This window comes from Dyadobacter bucti, from assembly GCF_005869225.1.
GTDB lineage: Bacteria > Bacteroidota > Bacteroidia > Cytophagales > Spirosomataceae > Dyadobacter > Dyadobacter bucti.
The window spans coordinates 241,649-264,411 of record NZ_SWFP01000004.1 but is presented as its reverse complement, the minus strand read 5'-3'; the positions used below and the strand labels follow the sequence as shown (position 1 = coordinate 264,411).

9 protein-coding genes are annotated in these 22,763 nt (G+C 49.2%); 6 read left to right on the top strand and 3 right to left on the bottom strand.

Annotated elements, in window-relative coordinates:
- Nucleotides 1-3: 3 nt before the first annotated feature.
- The 6 genes from FBF61_RS14960 (at nucleotide 4) to FBF61_RS14935 (ending at nucleotide 18,610) form a co-directional block, all read left to right on the top strand.
- On the top strand, nucleotides 4-4,614 hold the full coding sequence (locus FBF61_RS14960; RefSeq protein WP_138478537.1) for a baseplate J/gp47 family protein: 4,611 nt from the start codon (nucleotides 4-6) through the stop codon (nucleotides 4,612-4,614).
- A 10-nt stretch (nucleotides 4,615-4,624) separates the two neighbouring features.
- Nucleotides 4,625-9,499, top strand: coding sequence for a hypothetical protein (locus FBF61_RS14955; RefSeq protein ID WP_138478535.1), 4,875 nt, complete (start codon nucleotides 4,625-4,627; stop codon nucleotides 9,497-9,499).
- Between the two features lie 73 nt (nucleotides 9,500-9,572).
- On the top strand, nucleotides 9,573-10,853 hold the full coding sequence (locus FBF61_RS14950) for a contractile injection system tape measure protein (RefSeq protein WP_138478532.1): 1,281 nt from the start codon (nucleotides 9,573-9,575) through the stop codon (nucleotides 10,851-10,853).
- Between the two features lie 8 nt (nucleotides 10,854-10,861).
- A complete protein-coding gene (locus FBF61_RS14945) occupies nucleotides 10,862-16,918 on the top strand; it encodes an eCIS core domain-containing protein (protein WP_138478530.1) in 6,057 nt (2,018 codons plus the stop codon).
- An 18-nt stretch (nucleotides 16,919-16,936) separates the two neighbouring features.
- Nucleotides 16,937-17,272, top strand: a complete 336-nt coding sequence (locus tag FBF61_RS14940) for a hypothetical protein (protein WP_138478528.1) — start codon at nucleotides 16,937-16,939, stop codon at nucleotides 17,270-17,272.
- Nucleotides 17,273-18,610, top strand: coding sequence for an ATP-binding protein (locus FBF61_RS14935; protein WP_138478526.1), 1,338 nt, complete (start codon nucleotides 17,273-17,275; stop codon nucleotides 18,608-18,610).
- A gap of 45 nt (nucleotides 18,611-18,655) precedes the next feature.
- On the opposite strand, the gene FBF61_RS14930 is transcribed toward FBF61_RS14935, so the two are convergent.
- The 3 genes from FBF61_RS14930 to FBF61_RS14920 are packed head-to-tail and all read right to left on the bottom strand — an operon-like array spanning nucleotide 18,656 to nucleotide 22,551.
- A complete protein-coding gene (locus tag FBF61_RS14930; protein WP_138478524.1) occupies nucleotides 18,656-20,104 on the bottom strand; it encodes a TolC family protein in 1,449 nt (482 codons plus the stop codon).
- A gap of 16 nt (nucleotides 20,105-20,120) precedes the next feature.
- Complete coding sequence (locus FBF61_RS14925) at nucleotides 20,121-21,488, bottom strand: HlyD family secretion protein (protein ID WP_138478522.1); 1,368 nt, start codon at nucleotides 21,486-21,488, stop codon at nucleotides 20,121-20,123.
- Nucleotides 21,481-22,551, bottom strand: coding sequence for an ABC transporter transmembrane domain-containing protein (locus FBF61_RS14920; RefSeq protein WP_310590275.1), 1,071 nt, complete (start codon nucleotides 22,549-22,551; stop codon nucleotides 21,481-21,483). Before FBF61_RS14920 ends, FBF61_RS14925 begins: the two co-directional genes overlap by 8 nt.
- Nucleotides 22,552-22,763: the final 212 nt, after the last annotated feature.

The following is a 22,763-nucleotide window of genomic DNA, read 5'->3' as shown; positions in this document are numbered from 1 at the left end:
GGCATGATCGACTGTATCAAACTTATCCACCCGTTCAAAAATGATCCGGGTACCAGCCAGCGGGACAGGGTCGATCCGGAACTCCTTTCCGGGAAAACTGCCATCGACAACAGATCGCTCGCCGACCTCCTGGATTTTTTCGTACAGTTATCACGGCATGTCCAATATTATGACGAGAATCTTCAAATTAGTGACTGGCAGGCATTCTTCTCGTCGAGTCTGCCATTTACGCTGGCGGCCATAGCGAAATACAACAGAAAGCAAGCAGCAGACCGGTTTCTTGGCCAGCGAAAACGCTTCCTGAAACATCCTACCAAAGGAGGCCTGTTCCTGGAATTACGGTCGCTTTTTGTGCTGATCAAAAAAATCAACGGCTGGCATCAGCAGGTAGCGGGAAAACAATCTGCGCTGGACCCTGTGATGGAGAAAATGATGAAGGATAAGTTGGGTTCGGCACTTAAGCAGTTCATTTCCTATGCCAATGCAGCAACCAACAAATTCGGCACCAACAGCATTGATTTTACAACCCTGGCCGCTAATCCGGCGTGGATGCTCCACCCCTCCGATCTTACAATAGAAGACACGAGCTATCAGGCAGCGGGCAGCACATATCTCCAGAGGCTGCTCGGCCTCTACGACAAGATTTATCAGTTGCTTCCAATTTTTGAAGATAGCTTAAGGCTGTTTTCGACTTCCGCAGAAATGGGACTGGAACAAAGCCTCATTCCGTTACAGGAAGAGTTAAGGGAGAGGCACCCACCCCACCTGGCCATTATCTTTTCATTTCTAAGCCTTTTCAAACACCTGCAAAGCGATTTGAATAGGTTTACAAAAAAGCACCTCGACCATTTCTATCAGCAGGTTCTCCGACTCAAACCCAAGCCTGGCAAGCCGGACCATGCACATCTTGTAATAGAGATCCAGAAACAGCTTGACAGTTATCTCCTGAAAAAAGGTATTGCTTTCAAAGATGGTAAGGACGCAAACAAAACGGATATCATTTTTGCATCCGATGACGAACTGGTAGCCAACAAGGCTAAGGTAAAAGAGCAGCGGACATTATTCCTTCAGCACGCGCCTGTCAGGTTCAGCGTTGGCAGAGAAGACTGCAGGACTTTCTCGGTATTGGAAGGCGTGCATATTGCGCCTGATGCCACCATGGCCAACGGAGTCGACAAGCCTTTTGCCGAACCGGGTTCGCGGGAGACGCTGGGTGCCAAATGGAGCAAATACCGTGACCCGGAAAACGATTTCCTATACCCCTACCCCAATGCGCGGCTGGGTTTTGTGCTGGCTTCGCCCGTCCTGTACCTGCAGGAAGGAACCAGGAAGGTAACCATTTCTATCCCCTGCCAGTCACTCCCCGATTTTTGCGCTTCGCAGCAGCCCGAAAGACCCGTCGCCAATCCCTGCTGTGACGACCGTTCCGCTTTATCCGGAGCTGCCGCCAGCGCTACTTTGCCTGTTTTGTCAGCTCAAAATACCTGCCAGGACGCACTGCCTTCCCGCCTGTTTCTTGGGTTGGTTCAAAATGCTTTGAAGAACACTTATTATCATATCAGCAGGCCGATCATTGCTTCGCTGGTCGCCAAAGGAATAAGCAACGACCTCAGGGATAAACTCGAAGCATTGTTGCTGACCAGATACAGAAGACCCGGCAAGGCGGACACTAAAGCCGGGGAGAAAGAAGACCCGGCCCTATGCTACTGCGGCAGAGAGGAATACGTTTTTGAAACCGTTCTGACTGCCGGAGAGTACACGGGCCAGTTCAATGCCGTGGAGCAGGATATCATGAAAGAACTGATTTATCCGCGCAAAGCGCTGAATGTAATGTTCAGCGGCGAAAAAGGCTGGGTTAAGCCCGAGGATCAGAACCTGCAGATCAGCATCACCAACATCAGCGGTACCAATTTCACATTGGAAATCATTTCCACTATCCTTCCTGAACAAGACAAGATCGGGTTTTACGATGCAGATTTACTGAAAGAAGACCTGCACGCCGAACTGCCGGTGGTGAAAGTCGAATTGGATGACAAGATCAAAATAGAAATACCCGCCGACAACTGCCGCGATACCAAAACATCCTGCTGCGGAAAACCATTTGAAGCAAAGACACAGGAAGTGTCCCTGTACCATTTTTTCAGGGATGTGAAGGCAAGTTCTGATACAAAAATCGATGTCCAGGTGTGTGGGGTAAAAGAATTTGTCGTTCAGAATGACGAAAGCCTTCAGAATGTGAATGCGCCGGTATACCCGTTCGGTACCAGACCGGAAGTCATTGATTTCGACATCAAAAAACCGCTTCCTCCTTTAAACAACCTGGGCAACCTGAACCTCATAGGGCCGAACTTTTACATCGGCAGCAGGGAAATCCTGTTGAAAAAATGGAACAGCATTTGTGTGAATATCGACTGGAAGGACCTGCCGAATGATTTTCACGAATATTACAAAGGTTACCTGAAACAAGGCGCGCTACCGGGTCTGGACAAGAATCGCTTCCTGATCAATATCGCCGTCCTGGAAAACGGCAGGTGGAAAGAAGAACAGCCGCACGGCCCCGTCACCTCCACCGTCGCTATTATGGGACAGCCCTACCACGACCGGAAGTTATTTGATCACAATAACAACAACGTATGCGGCCATGTTGCCGGAAGACAGACCATTGCTTTGCAAAACCAGTTTTTCCCGCTTGTGCAGCGATTTAAACTTAACAAAAACAAGGCGGACCGTTATGAAGTAAGCACCCGGGACGGCTTCATCCGCATGAATTTACAGGTGCAGGATTTTTGTCATAAAGAATATTCGTATGTGCTTGCACGTCAGATGATGGCGCTCGGAAAATTGCCGGATGGAAAAATAGAGGATGCCATTTATTATGATGCGACTACCGGCAACCTGATCGTATTTAATACCAATCTGATCAAAACAGATGTATTGATCGCAAACACGATTGCCGAGCGGGTCAGATCAAATGTTAACGATCCGAACAACATCGCCGACAGATCGGGACTGGCGGGTCCAATCAGTGCGTCCGATGCGACTGAGATCAGGAGGATACTGGCCAGTTTCCCGGCAGGCGAAAATCTGATGCTGGACGTGGCTGCGCTGAAAGCCAGAATTATTTCAGTAGAGAATGTGATAGGCAACAGCGATAAATTCCAGGCAGTAATCCCTAACGAACCATGGACCCCTATTATCAAATCCATCTCGCTGGACTATACGGCGACTGCCACGGCGGACAATATCGACCTGATCCACCTGTATCCTTATGCGGGCACATTCAAACCGGAAGAACTTGAACAGGGCGCCATGCTTTTTCCAAGCTTCTGCGATGAGGGAAATTTTTACATAGGCCTGGAAGAATTGGTACCAGGATCCACGCTGAGCATGCTTTTACAGTTTGCAGAGGCCACTGCCGACTCGGAATCGGAGCGGGAAAAACCTGTATGGTACTATCTGGAAAACAACAGGTGGAAACTGATGCGGGAAGGTTTTGAGGTACTGAGCGATGCGACAAACGGACTGACGACTTCGGGGATTGTAAGATTTACGATACCCGGTAACATCAGCAAGGAAAATACCATCCTACCGGGCTCACTGCATTGGCTGAGGGTTTCGGTCCCCTGCAAAACGACTTCGGTCAGTGAGCTGATGGGGATCCATGCCCAGGCGGTCAAAGTTACGTTTACCAATGAGGCGACCAACGACAAGCTCAGGCTGGACACTGCATTGCCTGCCGGTTCGATCTCAAAATTGCAGGAAGCGGACTCTTCCGTATCGAAGATCGGGCAGCCTTACGAATCGTTTGGCGGCACCCGTCCCGAAGAGGAAGGGCATTTTTATGTGCGGGTGAGTGAATTGTTACGCCATAAGAACAGGGGCATTCAGAAGTTTGACTATGAGCGCCTGGTTCTCGAGAACTTCCCTTCTGTCTTCAAAACAAAATGTATCAACCACACCTACGGCCTGAATGCTAACGAATATATTAACGATTTCACCATTGCCCCGGGTTACGTCCTGGTAGCGGTGATCCCGGATATGACCAAACTAAAGGCCGCGGGATCATTTGAACCGAAAGTCCCGGTGAGTCTGATCGAAGCCATTGAAGAGAACCTGAGAAAGATCATATCCCCTTTTGTCCGTCTGAAAGTAATGAACCCCAGGTATGAGAAAGTGAACCTCTGCATCAGGGTCAAACTGTTGCCGGATAAGGATGAGGTATATTACAAGGAGAAACTCAACCGTGACATCAGAAACTTCCTGGCTCCCTGGGCGATCGGCGAACATGAAAAACTTTCGTTCGGACAACCAGTGTACCGGTCTGACATCATCAGGTTCCTGGAAACCCTTGATTACGTCGACTACATCATTGAGCTGCACATGGTCCACGATGAAATGAAAATGGCAACATTATCCATCGCGGGCAAACTTGAAATCGTTCAGCCTGTTACAGCCAGGAGCATTCTTATTGCAGGCTCCGTAGATGTGTGCATCGATAATCCCGGATGCGAAAGCTGGTGCAGATGCCGGGGCGAAGATTGCTGCGACCATGAGCCGGTAACAATAAGGAGACCGGTAACCAGAACAAAATCAGATCAACTCATTATCCTCTAACATTCTATTCATGATTGGAGATATAGAACAAGCGCTGACCATCAGTAAGAATAATGCGGGGTTCCCGGATTATCTCGACTTCCAGAAACTGCGCGCCGAAGGAATCAAATATCTGGGACAGCTTTCAGGTAAGGTATGGAGTGATCATAACCTGCATGACCCGGGCATTACCATACTGGAAGAATTGTGTTATGCAATGCTCGACCTGGGATACCGCACCAGTTTGCCGGTAGCCGACATACTTGCAACGGACCCCGCATTGCTTGCCCCCGAAGATAACTTCTTCACGCCTGCACAGATACTCACCAACAATCCGCTGACGATCAATGATTACCGGAAGCTGCTCATAGATATTCCGGGGATCAGGAATGCCTGGCTCGAACCCGCCCATGACATCACGGATATCTGCCGCCGGAAAAATCCCGACGACAATAACACTGGCCGTGCCAGCTGTGAGGAATTCCTGAATGGTATTTATCATGTATACATCGATACGGAAGTAGATATTGACAAAGATTTCGAAAATGAAGACCCTGCCGTTGAGCAATCCGACAGACAAAAATTTATTAACAAAATTACCAGCGATGTCAGAAAAGTATTGATGGCGCATCGCAATTTGTGCGAGGACTTTGCCGATATATACATCCTCTGCAAACTGGATGCAGGCGTTTGCGCAACAATTGAACTGGAAGCGGGGGCAAATGTGGAAGAGGTGTATCTGGAGGTAGCCAATCAGCTCCGTGAATATTTTTCAGCAACGCCAAAATTTTATACACTGGATCAGCTCCTCAGCAAAGGCCGGTCGATGGATGAAGCATTTGCAGGCAGGCCTTTCAGCCCCAAAAGTCACGGTTTCATTGATACGGACGAGCTGGAATCGATCAAACTGAAAAAAGAGATCCATACCTCGGATATCTATCATACCATTTTTGATGTAAAAGGTGTGAGAAAGGTAAGCAGGCTAAAATTCAGGAATTGCGGCAAGGCCTGCTTTGCAACAGATGGCCAGAAGAATTCGGACTGGGTATTCCATCTCCCCCAAAACCATGTGCCGGTATTCTCACTGGCGTGCTCCGGCTTTGAATTCACGATGAACGGTCTGCCGATCACATTCGACCAGGAGCAATACGATACCCAACTGGAACTGGCCTGGCTTTATAATGGGAAGGTCCTGTACAAAATGCCTTCGCCCTATCTGGATGCAGAATTACCGAAAGGACAATACCATCCGGACCTGGGCGAGCACTATTCCATTCAAAATGATTTTCCGGCAGTTTATGGAATCGGCGACGGCGACCTTCCCGAGGATGTTACCGACCTCCGCAAGGCGCAGATGCTGCAACTGCGCGGATACCTGATGTTTTTTGATCAGATGCTGGCCAATTACTTGTCACAGCTGCAAAACATCCGGCAACTTTTTTCATTTTCCCATCCTGCCACGCTGCTGTCCCAGCATACCTATTTCCTGAACACCATCACCACTATTCCCGAAATGGACAAGCTCCTGCGGTTTGGCGAGGGTAACGGGCTGGGGCCTGCGGGTACGGTGCTCGCGTTTCCGGTAGACAAAGCTGTGTGGGCCACTACCGTATTCAATGCCCAGCCAGCCGCAACGCTGATCGCCGGTTTCGTTCCATATAGTTTCCCCAGCCTTTTTGATGTATATGAAGCGACCGACCTGCTGCGGAATGATCTGATCAATGAAGGAGAGTCAACGGGGATCACAAAGCAGGCGCAGGATCTGAAATGGATCTATGCGATCGCTTCGTCTGCCGGCGATTTTCTGATGCTTGGCAATAAAGTGTTTGATACCGAAGAAGATGCTCAAAAACATGCATCCAGTATCCAGTACTCGGGTGTTTTTGAGAAAAATTACAGAAGTCTGGTCACCTCCGCGAGTCAGTTCACTTTCAACCTGGAATTAAATCTCATCACCTATACCGATTACCTGGGTATCCTGGTGGAAGATGAAGATCTGTACCAGAAACGTAGGACAGGGTTTCTAACTCATTTGTTGTCAAGATTTGCAGAGCAGTTTTCCGACTTTGTGATCTACAACTGGAAATCCGCCACGGGTGTCAGCGACATTTATGCCGCCGAAAACTACCTCTCCCAATATCCCGACCTGAGCCGGAACCGTGGACGTGCATATAATTACTTGCTGGACGGGCTGATCAATCACAATGTTTCCGGGTTCGAGAAGAAAGTGAAGGCGATTGCGGGGATTTACTCCGGTAAAAAGAATCGCCTCTGCCATTTCGTGGTAGAGCCATTTGACGAAACCTACTTTTTTGATCCCCTGCTCAAAGGAACAGACTTTCTGAAAGCCGCGGGATCCGGTAAAAAGGCCCTTTTCAGCACCAACAACGATAAAGAAAACAAACTAGGCTACGTGTACAGGCTGGTGGATAAGGAGCATGTACCCGCTATGTTTTCCATGAATTTCAATGACAAAGCCGCTGCGCTGGCCGCACGGGTGCCGTTGTCGGAGTTCACAAGGAAATTGATCGATCGCATTCCTCGGATAAATTTTGAACAGGACCATTTCAAGGAGGTAAGTCAGGGGGTTTTCAGTTTCGTAGTTCCTGTCAATAATCTGCAAGGGATATCCGGTGAGCTGAGCCTGTTCATTGGCATAGAAAAATATGGCTCGGCGGAGGAAGCAATGCTGGCCTTTGAAAACAATCTGATCGACCTGCTGACCTACGCAGCGGAAAAATCAAATTACGGAACGTATATCATCTCCGGCAGCGAACCTGCTTCCGACAAAACGATCGCCTTTATCCCGGAAGAGACCCTAGTGATCCTGGAAAACGTTTTTGGGGCCGCCTGGCTGGATGAGCTCGTTAAACAATTGGCGCTTTATCCTTTCAGGAAGATCGATATCACTTCCATTCAGTATGCATCAATCTATTGCACGGATTACGAAAAGCCTGAGCCGGGGGAAGAAAACAAACCGGAGAATATCAAATACTATTTCAATCTGCCGTTGGACGACAATATCCAGGGCAACTGGATCAGTACAACGCATTTCGACACCAAAGAGGAGCTCTTCGAAGAATTTGCATTTTTTAATATGCTGGTAAATTATCCGGGCAATTATGATGCAGATTGCGCGTGCACCGGTCAGTTCAGAAAAGATCATTTTGTCCATCAGTTCTCTTTCAGGATTTTCATGCGCGAAGTGCTGGCCCAAAGTACCGATGTTTTTCAAACAATGGAGGACGCCTGGGGGCCACTGGGAATTGAAAAATTTATCTGCGCTGCCCAGGGAGAAAAGGCATTCTGGACATACCAGCGCAACAAAGAATGCTTTTCATTCTATGTGACCTGCGGACGTGGATTGCTGGAACATCCCTGTCAGTACGATTCAGAGGAAATCAGGAAAAAAGCAGTCAACGAACTGTTCAAAACGGGATCTGATTTTGTCGCCAAACAATCCTATTTCTTTCATATCAATGGAGATCTGTTCGACGCCGAGGGCAAGCCGTTCGCCAGGCTCGACCTCGACAATATCCCCGGTCAGGACCGGTGCGATATCTTCATCACGCTTGCCGAACTCCTGGCAAAAGACGACAGCAACACTTCATACAGTCCCAAAATCGGTTTTTTAACAAAAACACTGTCTCAGAACATCACCATCCGGTCGATTGAAAAAAGAACCGGGCTTTCCGATGACGAGGCTGCCGAATGGATCAAGGCGTGGGAAAAAGAACTGGCCAACTGGGCTTGCTACTTCCCTATTGTCAGAACAAAGCTAAAAACACCCAAAGGCGAGCCGGAAAGGTTCAAGTATTGTATCGAGATCAAATATCCGGGATTCAGTGAATGCGGTAAAAGTGAAGGAAAAGGGTTATGCCATATCGCCTGGAAAAGCGTATGCTGTTTTACTAGTTGCAGCCTGGCCGCCTCGGCACTGCAGGAAGCCTGGAATATCCTTAAAGAAAAGAAAGACTACCGGCTCGTTTTCGACTGCACCGATAAAAGCTACGGCATCGCCCTCCATAGTTTCAATCCGTCGTTAATAGGAAGTAATCAAAACCCTTTTGAATCCGACATCATTGCCATCAATCCGCAATGCTATCCAACCATGAAGGCGGATTGCGAAGCAGTGGACCGGGCCAACAGGCTGATCAATATCCAGGGTTTGCACCTGATCGAGCATATCCTGCTCCGCCCGTTCAAGGAGGAAGACTGCAGGTGCAGACGCGAGCTGGCCGCTTGTGGTTCAGACTGCGATTTCCCGCATTGGGTGCAGGAGGACACGGAATGTGAGGGCAGAGATCTGCACGTTTGTTTCAAACCCGGCACCGACCCCTATTCATTCATCGCAACGATATTCCTGCCAGCTTGGGGGAAAAGGTTCAGGGACGAAAAACAGCGGCTTTTATTTGAGAAATTATTGTACCGCGAAGCACCGGCACATGTGCTGCTGAGGATTATCTGGCTCAGGCCTTTTGATTTTTGCCGGCTCGAATCCACCATGTTCGACTGGCAGAGATGGATAGCAGGATATGCGGCTTGCAATACCAATTTTTCACTCTGCTACTTGATCGATCTGCTTTTCAACACGTACTACGATTGCCTTCCCGAATGCTCGGAATGTCTTCCCTGTAAAGATCCCAAGCCGGCGAAACCGGACTGCTGGGATAAAAAAGACCGGATCCTACGGCCGCTCGGGTTCGTCGACCAGATCAATGAGATCTATTGCTTCGAGGATTACTGCGGCAGGAAAGAAAGGGATCCGGCGGAGAAACCCCGGGAGGAACCAAAAGATCAGCCTAATGAAGAACCCAAAGACCGGCCAAAGGAACAGCCATTGGGTAAAAAAGATGAAAAACAAAAGGAAGCAACCCGGAAAACGAAGCGTCAACCGCCTAAGTGATCCCAGGATTGCAGTCGAAGATACCAGTGTAAAATAAGTACCCGCTGGCAACACAGGAAAACGATAGTCAGGAATGAAGCATTTGATCAGAAAACAGGTGATCATGTTACAACTGGATGCGGGCCAGGATGCGTTCGCTGTCCAGCGGCAAAGCAGTGATTACTATTACCAGTGTATCGCACCCGCTCTGGAAAAACTGTTTGATGAACTGTCTTCCGAAAATGAGATTACCCATATCGACCGGTTCGAGGTTGACCTGGGCGATCTCGGCTGGAAAGACAACTGCTTCACACTTGGCGCCGACGCTGTTTATCAGATCGTTAAAAAGACGCTCGCGAAGACACTTTCCCAATCCGGAAGTGAGTCTGCCCCCAGTGTTTTTGTAAAGCATAGCACTCGGGAAGAGAACGCCTGTATGCACTGGCTGCATTACATGGAAAAAGGTGTGCTCCCCTGGGAAATAGTCACTTTTGACGAAAAATGGCCTGAACACGTGCTCCATCAACTGGCTATTGACCATGTAATGATCAGCAAAACCAGGGCATTGATCACCGCTAACCCCTGGTTTCTGGCCAGGCTCGTTCGGGAGCACCGTGAAGAATTCCTGCAAAAGCTGGTAGAGATCATCACAGCCAGGCGGCACCCCGACCTCGTTGAAATGGTGAGAGAGCTAGCGAAACAATTTGACGCCAGCCCTGTTGCAGAACAGATTAAAACACAACAGATCTGGAAAAGCGTATTAACGCAATATGCCGCCGGGAAAGCTGAGATCAATATGGCTGACACAGCACCGCAAAAAAACCGGACACCAGCCGTATCAGCTATCCCGGACCACCAGGAAATCACTCAGGAAGGACTGTTCTGTCAGTATGCGGGGTTGGTCCTGCTCCATGTATTTTTTACACAGCTTTTCAACCGCCTGCACTTGCTGGACAACGGGGATTTCAGGGATCATGATTGCCGGGGGAAAGCAATAGTGTTACTGTATTTCATTGCGACAGGTAAAACGGCGGCAACTGACCATGAGCTGGTTGTGCCTAAGGTACTTTGCGGAATGCGACCCGAAGAAACCGTCGGCGATGAGTCGTTTTTTCTGACAGACGCTGAAAAAGAAGAAGGCCTGAACATGATGCATGCAGCCATTGAACAGTGGGAGATCATCCATAATACGTCCCCGGAAGGTCTGAGGGAAGGTTTTCTGGCAAGAAATGGAAAGCTGCAGTTTGGTGAAAACGGGATAACGTTCAGGATAGAGTCCAAAAGCATTGATATGTTACTGGACCAGCTCCCCTGGAATTTAAGTCTGATCAAACTCCCCTGGCTTGAAAAATTGATCCGTGTGGATTGGAGATAAAAGTTCTTATGGGTAAAATTTCTGAAATAGCACGATCCTCCTCAGCCGCTTCGAAAAGCAGCACGCCGTTTTTTGAAAAGAACGGCGGCACTGCTCCGGCGGCCGCTTCATTTTTTGCACACAACAATGAAATACAAACAAAACTGGCGATCGGAAAAGCAGATGACGCGCTGGAACAGGAAGCCGAGCAGGTCGCAGATCACGTGCAGGCCAAATTGGCAGTGGGTGCACCAGACGATCCTTATGAACTGGAGGCCGATCAGATGGCTGATAAGGCCGTGAGCACGATCCCGAACGGAGCATCAGTCCAAACCAAAAAAGAACCATCGCAAACTGGCAGAGAGCGTGAAGAAGGCGATTACGTGTTTCTGAAACCCGCAGGCATACAACGGCTGGGAGAAGATATTGACGGAAACGGCTCGCGTGAATCCATAGTGGCGGCTGCCAGGTCGATGATCGGGAAGATCGAGGCCAAGCATGCAGAGGGAAGTCAGCGGGTCGGGGCGAAACATTTGCTCGACATTTTCCATTTAGCGGCACCGGGCGTCTGGGACGATTCGGTGATTCAGACTGCGGGCGTAAAAATGCCCTCCTGGTGTGGCATATTCTCCGTTTGGGCGCACAAACGGGCCGGGAAAGATATCGGGACCTGGCAGATCGGGAAGGGAGTTTCGGCTTTCGGGACGCTGCAACAGACAACCAGTCCTCAACCAGGTGATATTGGTTATATAGACCAGCCCTATCAGCACCATTGCATCATTGTAAAAGTGGATGGCAATAATGTGCACAGCATTGACGGAAACAGCGGATTATACAGCGAGGTGAAAGAAAACACCAGGCCTCTGAGCACCTATACGGGTTTTTTCACCGCATTCGGCTCGGGTGGTGCCGTTCAGAAAAAATCAAAATTGCAGCGCAAAGGGAATGGTGAGCCTGCCACCGCCCCCGCTTCGGTAGAACAGTCTATTTCCGCCAGCAAAGGCAAGGGCGCCCCGCTTCCCGGGAAGCTGCAAAGCTCCATGGGTTCGGCCATGGGGGCCGATTTCAGCGATGTGCGCATACATCACGATCATTCGTCTGCGGATATGAGCAACGCGCTCAACGCGCAGGCTTTTACGCATGGAAAGGATATCTATTTCAACCGGGACAAATACAATCCGGCGAGTAAGGATGGGCAGCATTTGCTGGCACATGAGCTGACGCATACGATACAGCAGGGCGCCTCGGCACAGCGGAAAATAGTGCAGAGAAACGGGAATGGAACCAATACGCAAACAGCCACTACCACGCCACCGGTTCCGGACTTTAATGAGACTGCCAAGGAATTTCATGTGGACAAGGTCAAACTGCCGGCTTTTAAAAACAGAAACAAAGAAAAGTTCGCGACACCTTTACATTCATTGTCACCACGTCCGGCAGCATGGAACCATAATGAAGTATGGGATAAATTTGTCCGTAAAGACGTATTTAATAAAACCGGTTCCTGGCTGACCGATAAAAAGAAAACCAAACACGGGGATGAGGATATCTACTTCCTCAAATCAAAAAACTCTGATTTCCGCCTCTTTGGAAACCTGGTGACGATACAAGAGGCCGCGATCAATCCGAAATGGAGCCGGTTCGGCAATCCTACCATACACCAGGTGGACCATATTGTAGAAGTTCAGCTGGGTGGGGACAATACCGAAAACAATTTTGAACTGATGGATGCCTACGCAAACATCAATTCAGGTAGTGCCATCATGAGGGAACGTTTTCGGAGAATGGACGCGGCACGGGACGCATTGACGACAAAATATCCGAACATACCGTCCCGACAAACTCTCAATTCAAAATATATAACGCACTTTCATCAGATTGACGGATGGGACCTCCCGCATACCGGGAGTGACAAGGGCGGGATATATTGGAAGATCAGCGAAATAAAGAATGTAAGCCATCTGGAGCAACTGCGCAGCATGACCGATCAGGAGATCAAGGCGTCGCAGGGAGAAGTCGGGAAAGAGTACGTGTTGTACATGAGAAAGGATGGGGGTACGCCGATCAAGATCAAGCTGCCGTTTAAAGCAAAAAAGGACTGGTTGCCCGGCATAGATCTGACGGGCTTCGATGATCAGCAGAAATCCATCACTTTCAAAATTAACACCAGACTGACAAAGTCTTTAAGGCAGGACAGAGAATTTACTGTCCCGTTCACTTCACTTCCTTTCCTGACCAATGCGGGCTATTTAAACTTTAATACCACCACAGACAAAGGCCTTGAAGGTTTTCTTCAGTTCAATGGTCTCAGTCCGATTGTGATTACCGAGTTCAGCTTACACGAAACCAAGGGGTTTATTTTAACCGGGAATATCATTACCAATATTCCCATCATCGATAAAACGCCTATATCTTTCAGTCTTATCGGTGATGATTTCACCGTGAGCAAAGAACTGGAACTGGGCGATTTCAAAGACAAGTTCCCAAAACCTTTTGTGGTTAACGATGTAAGTCTGGTCATTTTTGCCAGTACACAAAAGGGGCTGGGCGTAGAAGGAAATATGAATTTTGAACTGACAAAGATTGGTAAAGGTCAGTTGAAAGGCATCGCCAGCTCCGGAAAAGGTTTCGGTATTGAAGGGAGTTTCGAGTTCGATCCGGCACTTTTCACATCGAAGATCAAAGCATCCTACATCGATAAGGAGTTTAAGTTTGACGGTTCGGTAACATTACAGAAAGAAAAGATCCCGGGCGTACAGTCACTTACCATTAACGCGAAATACGCAGATGAAAAAGTCGGTGGTGATGGCAAGGCAAAACTGAACATTCCCGGGGTAAAAGAGATCGGTATTAAAGTAGAACAACAGGATAATGGCGGTATCCTGATCGCCGGGGACATCGAGTTCGGCAGCAAACTGAAATCCGATGCCAAAGTGCAGGCGGTTTTTGAAAAAGGTGAAGCAGGATGGGATGTCAGCATCAAGGGAACGCTGAACCCGAATGTCAATATTGGAGGGCTAAAGATCACCGAAGTAAAGGCTGGTTTCGCAAAAGGAATATTCGACGTGTCGGCCAAAGTGCATTTTGAAAAAGGCAAAATTAAAGGGGATTTCGACCTGGGCGTAACCAACGGCGTGCTGGACGCGGAAGGTAAAAAGACGGAAGGGATCGGCAAAGAACTGGCCTTTTACGCCTCCGGCGAGGTAACCCTGGATATTGTAAAAGGGGTGGACGGCAAGCTGCTGGTGAAGATCACGAAAGACGGCGATATTATCATCGGGGGAAAGGTTGAAGTTAAAGAAGATAAAAGCATTGTTGATGGAAAATCGGCCAATATGAAGACCGATCCGTCCCTTAAAATCTTTTCGTTCGGCCAGAAAATACCGGTTGCTTCATGCGGCGTTGCTTCGGTCGTACTGGAGTTGAAAGCGGGCGTTGGTTTATTCTATGAGTTCAAAGGGCTTACGTTGGGCAAAGGCACGAATGTCACGCTCGAGCCTGTAAGCTTAAACGACCTGAGCAAAGCCAAGGTCAGCTCAGATATCTCGCTGAGCACGGGCGTGAAGGCCGGGGTGGATGCGTTTATCGAGGCGAGTGCAGGCTTGGAAGTTCTGATAGCGGGTATCAAGGGCAAAGGCCGCGTGAATTTAAAACTGACTGCTTTGGATGCCACTGCAAAGGCCAAGGTAGGGGCAGGATTCTCGGCAGACAAAGGTCTCGAATTCAAAACCGCTGAAATGGAATTCGATGTGAAGTCAAAGATTGGTTACGATGTGGAAGTGGGCGTGGAAGTATATCTCAACCTGCTGGTTACCGATGTCACATTATGGGAACACACCTGGAAGCCCGACGATCTGAAAGGTGAGTATAGTTTCAGCTGGTTTGACGGCGCGCTGCTGGTACCACTCAAATTCGGAGAAAATAACAGTCTCAAACCTGATGATGTGGGTGCCGGCCTGAAAGGTAAAATAGACGAGCATGCCAAAGATGAAGAGACGTACAAAAGCGGGGTAGACAGCGGCATTAACGGCAAAGGCCCCGATCCCAATGCTGAAAACGCCAAAACGGAAAAAAGGATCAAGGATGGCCTGGCGGCGGCCTATCGCGGTGCGCACATCAACGAAGTATTCGCTTTCAACTCTACAATGAGCCCTGACTATTTTACCAAAAGGATACAAGGGTGGAAAGTAGTAAACGAACATAAAACCCTTAAACCGGAGCTTAAAGAATTATTAAAGAAAGAGATCATTCAATACGAAAGAGAGGAATACAACGCCTTTTTAAAGTGGCTGCAGATCGACACGACTTTCAATCCCAGTGAGAAACAACTGATCATCAGCGACTTTATGACCTACCGCCCTACCCTTGGTCCAGGCGATAGAGCGGAGTTGGACGCGACGGCAAACGGCACTGGAGGTTCAAGCAGTCCGGCAGCCAATTCCTCTTCCGTAAATTCCACACCGGCACCTTCGTCAAGCGACCCGCTCGTACTCAAAAAAGAAATACCCGGTGAACATGGCTACGCAGTGCCGGATGATTTTGCCGATAAAATGGAAGCAGCCAAGGGGCATGGACTACCGCTTCCAATCGAGATCAGAGCGGAAATGGGCCGGCAATTTGGCGCAGATTTTTCTCAGGTAAAAGTTCATTATGACAACGAGGCCGTTGCGCTCGCCAGTGAGGCCAACGCGCAGGCGTTCACACATGAAAACCACATATTTTTCAATCATGGCAAATATGACCCAGTCTCTCCGGAAGGAAGGAAGCTGCTAGCCCATGAACTGACACACGTGCTGCAGCAGGGTCACGGAAAGCCGGTAAAACGCGTGGCCGAACAAGATCCGACTGGCACCACATATACCGGCAATTACATCTTCAATCCGGGACACGACGGCCTGAGCAGCGGTTTTTTCAACATGGTCAAGCGGTTCGTTTCCAGGGGAACATTATCAGATACAGAGATCCGCCAGTTGAGGAAAGATGCGATCCGCCGGAACGGATCTGTCCTGCATGCAGAACTACTGCTGATGGCTGCGATGAGAAACCCCGTAAATGTTGCGCTGATGCAGGCGCACCGCGGCGGTTCGCTGATCCTGTCGATGCGTAATATCCTGGAAGCAGATAAAGCCTATGTCATCAATTTTGATCGCGCCGGGCTCCCACCCGAACTGGCAGACCCCGTATCCCGACTGGCATCAGCATTGTTCGGTTTATCCGGAGAAACATTGACAGAAGCTGTAGAAGCAATGAATCGTACTGCGCAGGATCGTATCAGGGAAATCGGGGGAAAACAATTCAGCGAGCAGGCCGAAAGGTTGATAATCCACGCCAGTTTCAGCAGTCCGGTCATCCCGCTGCCCGAAGTCCTCACGGCCATGGTCAATGCAGCGGCGGACAGTACGCCCGGCGATCAGATCATGGCAGGGATCGTCTACGTTGTCGCGAGAAAATCAGGGCATTCAACTGCCCCTCATATACTGAGCGGTAAGCTGAAAGTGGATGCGCTCATACCTTCCGTTTACCGGAGACTGAATAAGACGGGGGATGCTACTTACAACTATTCCACAGACGAAGATATCAGCAAGGCGAACACCATTTATCTGCCGACAAACATCGACATCTTCGAACTGGGGACCCGGGCCCTAATTATTCACGAACTCACACATGCCGAAGATGATCTCAGCAGGTCGACAGAACAGTTAGTGGACTCGCTGGATCTCGAAACAGGCGCCTATGCAGCACAAGGCAGGTATTTTATGGACGAGATCATACGGGCAGCCCCGGCACCGGGATATGTGACTGCCGCATCGGGGCATGTGAACCAAGGGCCTCTTTTTTACTGGTCAACGCTGCTGGCGGCAAAGAGAGATACGGCAAAATATGAGGCTACATTTCTCAATATCTGCACTTCCGCCCCGGCTTCAAAAAACCAGGCTGCCGTCAGGGCCGATCTTTCCTCCGGTGAAGCGGCCATTATCGCGAAGATACGGGCCGCATTACTTGCTTACCGAAGCCCGGGAGGACAACCATTGTATCGTGCGGGGAATACGAGATTAGGAGGCGGATCAGGTCATTATTTTCTATAACAGTTAAAACCAAAAATTATGTCATACAGAAGCCGGGTATATCGTCAGCGAAACACCCAACAGAACGAGAGCGACCAGTCCAGGGACCGGGGCAAATTTTTTAGCAAGACGAGCGAGAAATCAAATGGGAATGGCACTAAAAATGCCTTCTTCCAGGCGAAATCAGATGACACACCCGGTGGCGGGGATGCACTTGAGAAAGAAGCCGAGCAATCGGCAACTGCCCTGGCTGAACAGGATGCTGTGAAAGACAAAAAAGATGAAACGATACAGAAGCTGGCAACTCCGGAGGAAGACAAACAAACTTCCACCAACGACGAGCGGCAAAAGAACGACAAAGAAAAACAGTCTTAAATGGTCGATTTTAACATCATACAAACCTTGCCGGCGGAATTGGCATTCGTACGGGAACTGGTCCAATACCGGATCGGCATGCTGCAGGGCGCGCCGTTGGATGAGCCTGTATTTCCCCAGCCTGCTTCATGGCAGCTGCATCTGATCGAATTTGCAGCAAAGTACCACCTGGACGCTGAGGAGATCATACTGCTTTGGATTGCATTGACGCCCCATGTAAAGTCGGACCTGTACGACGAGGCGATCCAGGAAATGCTCAAAGATTCCGTTGATCTGCCGGCTATCGGGGGTATGCGGGGGAAAAACTTCCGGGGTTTTATGCCTACCGGAGAGACTGCTCTTTTTTTGCTGGCCGGAGAAAATTTCCACCGGCGGTTCCAGTTGCAGCGGTTGTTCGAAGCTGAACATTTATTTGGCAAAAACCGGATAGTATCGCTGGAAGATGTGCCGCCTGGCGAACCGCGGATGAGCGGCAGGCTTGTACTTTCGCAAGAGTATGTGGAGCTGTTCACTACCGGAAAGGTTTCAAAGCCGCATTTTAGTTCAAACTTTCCCGCAAGGCTGATCCAAACCGAATTGACCTGGGACGACCTGGTATTGGCCGAAGATGTGCTGGTCCAGGTGAAAGAAATGGAACACTGGCTGTTACATTCCGAAAGGCTGTTGAATGAATGGGGAATGAAAAACAAGTTTAAAAAGGGATACAGGGTATTATTTTACGGCCCCCCCGGTACAGGCAAGACACTCACCGCCAACCTGCTCGGAAACTTCACCGGCCGGGATGTTTACAAGATAGACCTGTCCATGGTGGTCTCAAAATACATTGGAGAAACGGAGAAGAACCTCGAAAACCTGTTTGCAAGGGCCGAAGCCAAGAAATGGATCCTGTTTTTTGACGAAGCGGACGCACTCTTCGGCAAACGGACCGGCGTGCGGGACGCACATGACAAATATGCGAACCAGGAAGTATCTTATCTGTTGCAGCGGATGGAAGACTTCGACGGGTTGATCATACTGGCATCCAATATGAAAAATAATATTGACGACGCATTTATCCGCAGGTTCAATGCCATCGTGCATTTCAACCTGCCTACCGAGGATGATCGCCTGCTGATCTGGAAAAAGTCCTTTCCGAAGTCGATAGATTTTTCGGAAAATATGGACATTCCCGAGCTGGTCAAGAAATACGAAGTTTCTGGTGGGAACATTATTAACATTGTCCAGTATGCCTGCCTGAAAGCATTTGAAAAGAACAAATCGGAGATCTGCCTGCAGGATGTTTTAGCAGGCATCAAAAGGGAAATGCATAAAGAAGGCAGGCCTTTCAGCCTTAGCTGAAAAATTATGGCCTTGCAATGCTATCACACTGTGAAGTGTGTTTTTTTAATTTTTAAGAATACCCGCTTTGTAATACAGGTCTGCCAATGACTGCTGATACTTGGTGACAAGCTCTGCCCGTTTCATCATCATATCGATCAGCTTTGTTTCACGGCTGTTGATCAAAAACAGCGTGCTTTCGCCCAACTCAAATTTCTGCAGCTCGCCACGGAGCAGAATTTCCTGGTTCGTGATACTTTGCGTCTGGATCGCCAGCTGGGCCTGGTATGCTTTCAGCTCATTAAAAGAACTACGGACATTGGTCAGGATTACCCGCGTTTCATTTCGCAGGTTAAGGTTCAAGTCCATTTGCTTCACCCTTACCTCATTCAGTTTGCCACGCGCAGACCTCAGGAAGAGCGGAAATGAAAAGTCAAATCCGACCTTGTAATTGCTCCATCCGATATCGTAATACTCCGGTACGTAAGAAGTAAAATCCCTGCGGGTAGTGAGCAGCGAGCCGCTCACATTCAGCTTGGGTTTCAGCATTTCGCGCAAGTAATTCCTCTCAATATCAAGCTGGAGGCCTTTATTGCGCAGCATTTGAAGTTTGGGATGATTGTCCTCGGCGCTGTTCAGCAGCGTATCCAGTTGCCGGGCCGAGATCTCCACTATGGCCGAGTCCGCATTTACGGGCACCGCATCCTCGGGCAATTCCACAGGGTTTCCTTTCTCATCCCAAAGATGGTTCGATACCAGCAGTCTCGTATTCTGAACCTCGATCTCAATCCTGGCCAGCTGGATCGACCTTTCCTGGACCGTAATAAAAGCTTCCACGGAATCGATCGCGGGCTTGTCGCCAAACAAAGTCTGGTTACGCGTAGCAATGTACCGCGTATTGGCAAGCTCGACGCCACGCCGGATCAGGTCGTATTGCTGGTTCGCATAAAACCAGTTCCAGTAGTCTTTTACAGCCTGAAACCAGACCTTATTGATTTCATTGACCCGCTCTGCTTCGGCATAATTCACCATCACCCGCGATTGCCGCAGGGTGTTGCGCCGCGCATCGATCAGCAGTCCCTGGCCGATCGGCACACTAATACCTACCCCGGGCAGGCCCGGCAGCGGAGTAGCGGTTTCAGGATTGGTGTAAGTACCCACATTTCTGTCAAACCCGATTTTCAGATCAGCTCCGGCAAGCCATAGCGGGACTTTCAACTCACTGGCCCAGCGGTTATAATAATCCGTGCCGCCAAAATGCTTCCTGTCGAAGGCTGCTTTCAGGTTCGGGTCAAAACTGCCCAGCGCTTGCGTTACCCTTGCGCGCGCCGCTTCACTCAACAGTTCGGCCTGTTTCACGACCGGATTGTTCAGCAAAACATGCTCCTGAAGATCCTTGATCGAAAATATCTTTAAAGAATCCGAAGCATGACCATTCTGGGCACTCGCATTCTGTACAAACAGCCAGGAAAAGATTGACAGGCCGGTCAAAACCCATCTAGGTAATTTAGTCATTTGCATCAGCTTAACTCTACTTTTCACTTCCTGCTACGGCATTTTTGGGCTCCCTATCCAGACTTGGCGGGAAACCGTTCAGCAGCCGCCATATTTCGTACCAGATCGGTACAGGACGTAATATGACCCGTCCGTATACACCTGACCCCTGGCGGAGCTGTTTAGGCCATGGCTCGTCATCGTGAGGTACCGGGTTGGTAGGGGTTACCAACAGGCGATATTTGCCATTCTCACTACTCACGAGATCAATCACGGTGACCTTACCCGCAAACGTACCCACCGCCACAGATGGCCAGCCCGCAAACTGTACAGACGGCCAGCCTTCGAACTGCAGACGGACGTCGCTGCTGTCAAGGATCAGCGGCACATCCATTCCATCCACATAAATTTCTGCTGCTACACGCGGTTTGGAAGGTTGAAGGGTCGCAATTGACTCCCCTTCCTTAATATTTTCTCCAATACCCGCCTTCAGAGTTTTGACAACAAAACCACTTTGAGGCGCGCGTACCACGTACAGTCCGCGACGGATATCAATGTTTGAGATCTCGTTTCGGAGCTTGGAAATTTCTCCCTGTGCGCTCACCTTGCTTGATAAAGCTGAACTCAGGTCAGAGCGGGCCTTTGCGACAGATTCGAGATATTTTGCCTGAATGTTATCCAGCTCAATGCGCGCATTCTGCAGCGACTGCCGTGAGTTGTTCACTTTATTGATCTGGCTGATCACTTTGGCATTGTCTTCCTGTAATTTCAGGCGCCTGCTTTCGATGTCAGTAAGCGAAAACAAACCATTCTTGTAACCAGCTTCATATCTTTCAAGCCTGGCACGACTGATCTCGAAAAATTTATTAATCGCTACCAGGTCCGCGCTGTCCGCCTGAAGGGAATTTACAGCCTGCTCCACTTTGTTTTTTGCCGCTGACAACTGAATGCTAAGCCCCTGCGTCAGTGCATTGATTTGAGCCTGCGTGGCATTCATTTTTTGTACCGCAGCGTCTTCAGAACCTTCTTTCGCCTGAAGTTGCTCCTGCAACCGCTGGGGAAGCTGCGGGTCGAAATAAGACTGGCTGGTTTCCGAGATCACCAGGATAGTGTCACCTTTTTTCACCTGTTGGCCCTCGCGGACGGCCCAATGTTCAATACGGCCGCCAATCTGGTTTTGAACCGTTTGCGGCCGGTCCTCCGGTGTTAGTGCGGTCACGGTACCCCTGCCTGGAATAGTTTGGCGCCACGGCAAAAAAAGCATGATCGCGAACAGAAACAGGATGATCAGCATGATGCGGCCGAGTAACCGGGAGCCGTGCGTTTTAAGGATTTTCTGATCGGAAAGGGTTCCCAGTTCCTCCCAGTCGATGCGTTTGGTGAGATCCGTCTGATGTCTAGCCATGGCGCACCTCACTTTCTTCCAATTCAAGGTCAGTGACTGCGGCAATCTTCTCACTTCCTGTCACCATATCAAAAATCGTATCAAGGTTGGTCATAAATTTTTCAAGTGCGTAGCTGATCTGCACAATGATCACCTCCGCTGCAACAAATTGCCCGAGTGTCATTTCTCGTTGTACAACATAATAAGAGCCCAGAAAAAGCAGCCCGCCCATCAGCATGGTCCTGACGATGACCGAGCTGGCGAAAAACTTTCTGAGAATTCGGAAATGGTCATTTCTTGCCTGTAAGTAATTGGCCGTGATGCGGTCGGTATTCACGATGACCTGCCTGAGTTTGTCGGGCTGGCCACGGTACCTGTCAAGGTCTGCGGCAACTTCCTCCAGATAAGCTACTGCTTCATATTTATAATGCGATTCCTCAATGCTGGTCTGAACACCTCTTTTGTAATACAGCAAGAGCACGACGATGGTAGCTACAACCGTCAGCAATCCGAAAGCCATAAAAACAGGGTGGTAGAACGAGAGCAAAATCGCCGACAGGGCGATCTGCACACCTGACGCCACAATGTCTACCAGAAGTTTCGTCAGCCCCTTCTGAATGGTGATCACATCGAAAAAGCGGTTCACCAGCTCCGGTGGATGTTCACCTTCCAGCTCCGACTTCTTGATCCGGGGAAAACGGTATGCGAATTCCAGCGTCGCTTTTGTGAATATTTTCTGCTCGATCAGCTCCACAAGCGAAAGCTGGCCGATCAGTAAAACCCCGCCGATCATCACCCCGATCAGCACGCCGCCGATCAATACATAAGTGGAACTGTATAATGCGCCATTGGAAAGCAGGTTAAAAACTGCTGTGGTACCCAGCGGAAGGGTTAGCCCTATCAAGCCAATCAGAATGGCGTAAATGAAGATATAGTTGATCGTTGAACGTTCAACATCAAGCATTGCAATGAGCCGCTGCCATGGGGTGGGAACTTCGGCCTTGTATTTTTTACCCATTAATATTTTACGATAATAGAGATGGTCAATGGCAACAGTGGCTGAAACTCCAATTGAGGACGCCACTTACGCAACCACAAATATAACCCAGCAAATCTCCAAAAATCGCTCCTAATACTTCACTTTCTTTATACAGTACAGGACTTTTTCAATTTAGTACTAAAAATAATTACTTGTTTTAAAGTAACCAACAGTGACCCTTAATCTGCTCTAATTCCATTATAATGACTCCCCAATCTCATCTTAATAAATGGGTAAATCGTGCCCCATGCATATTA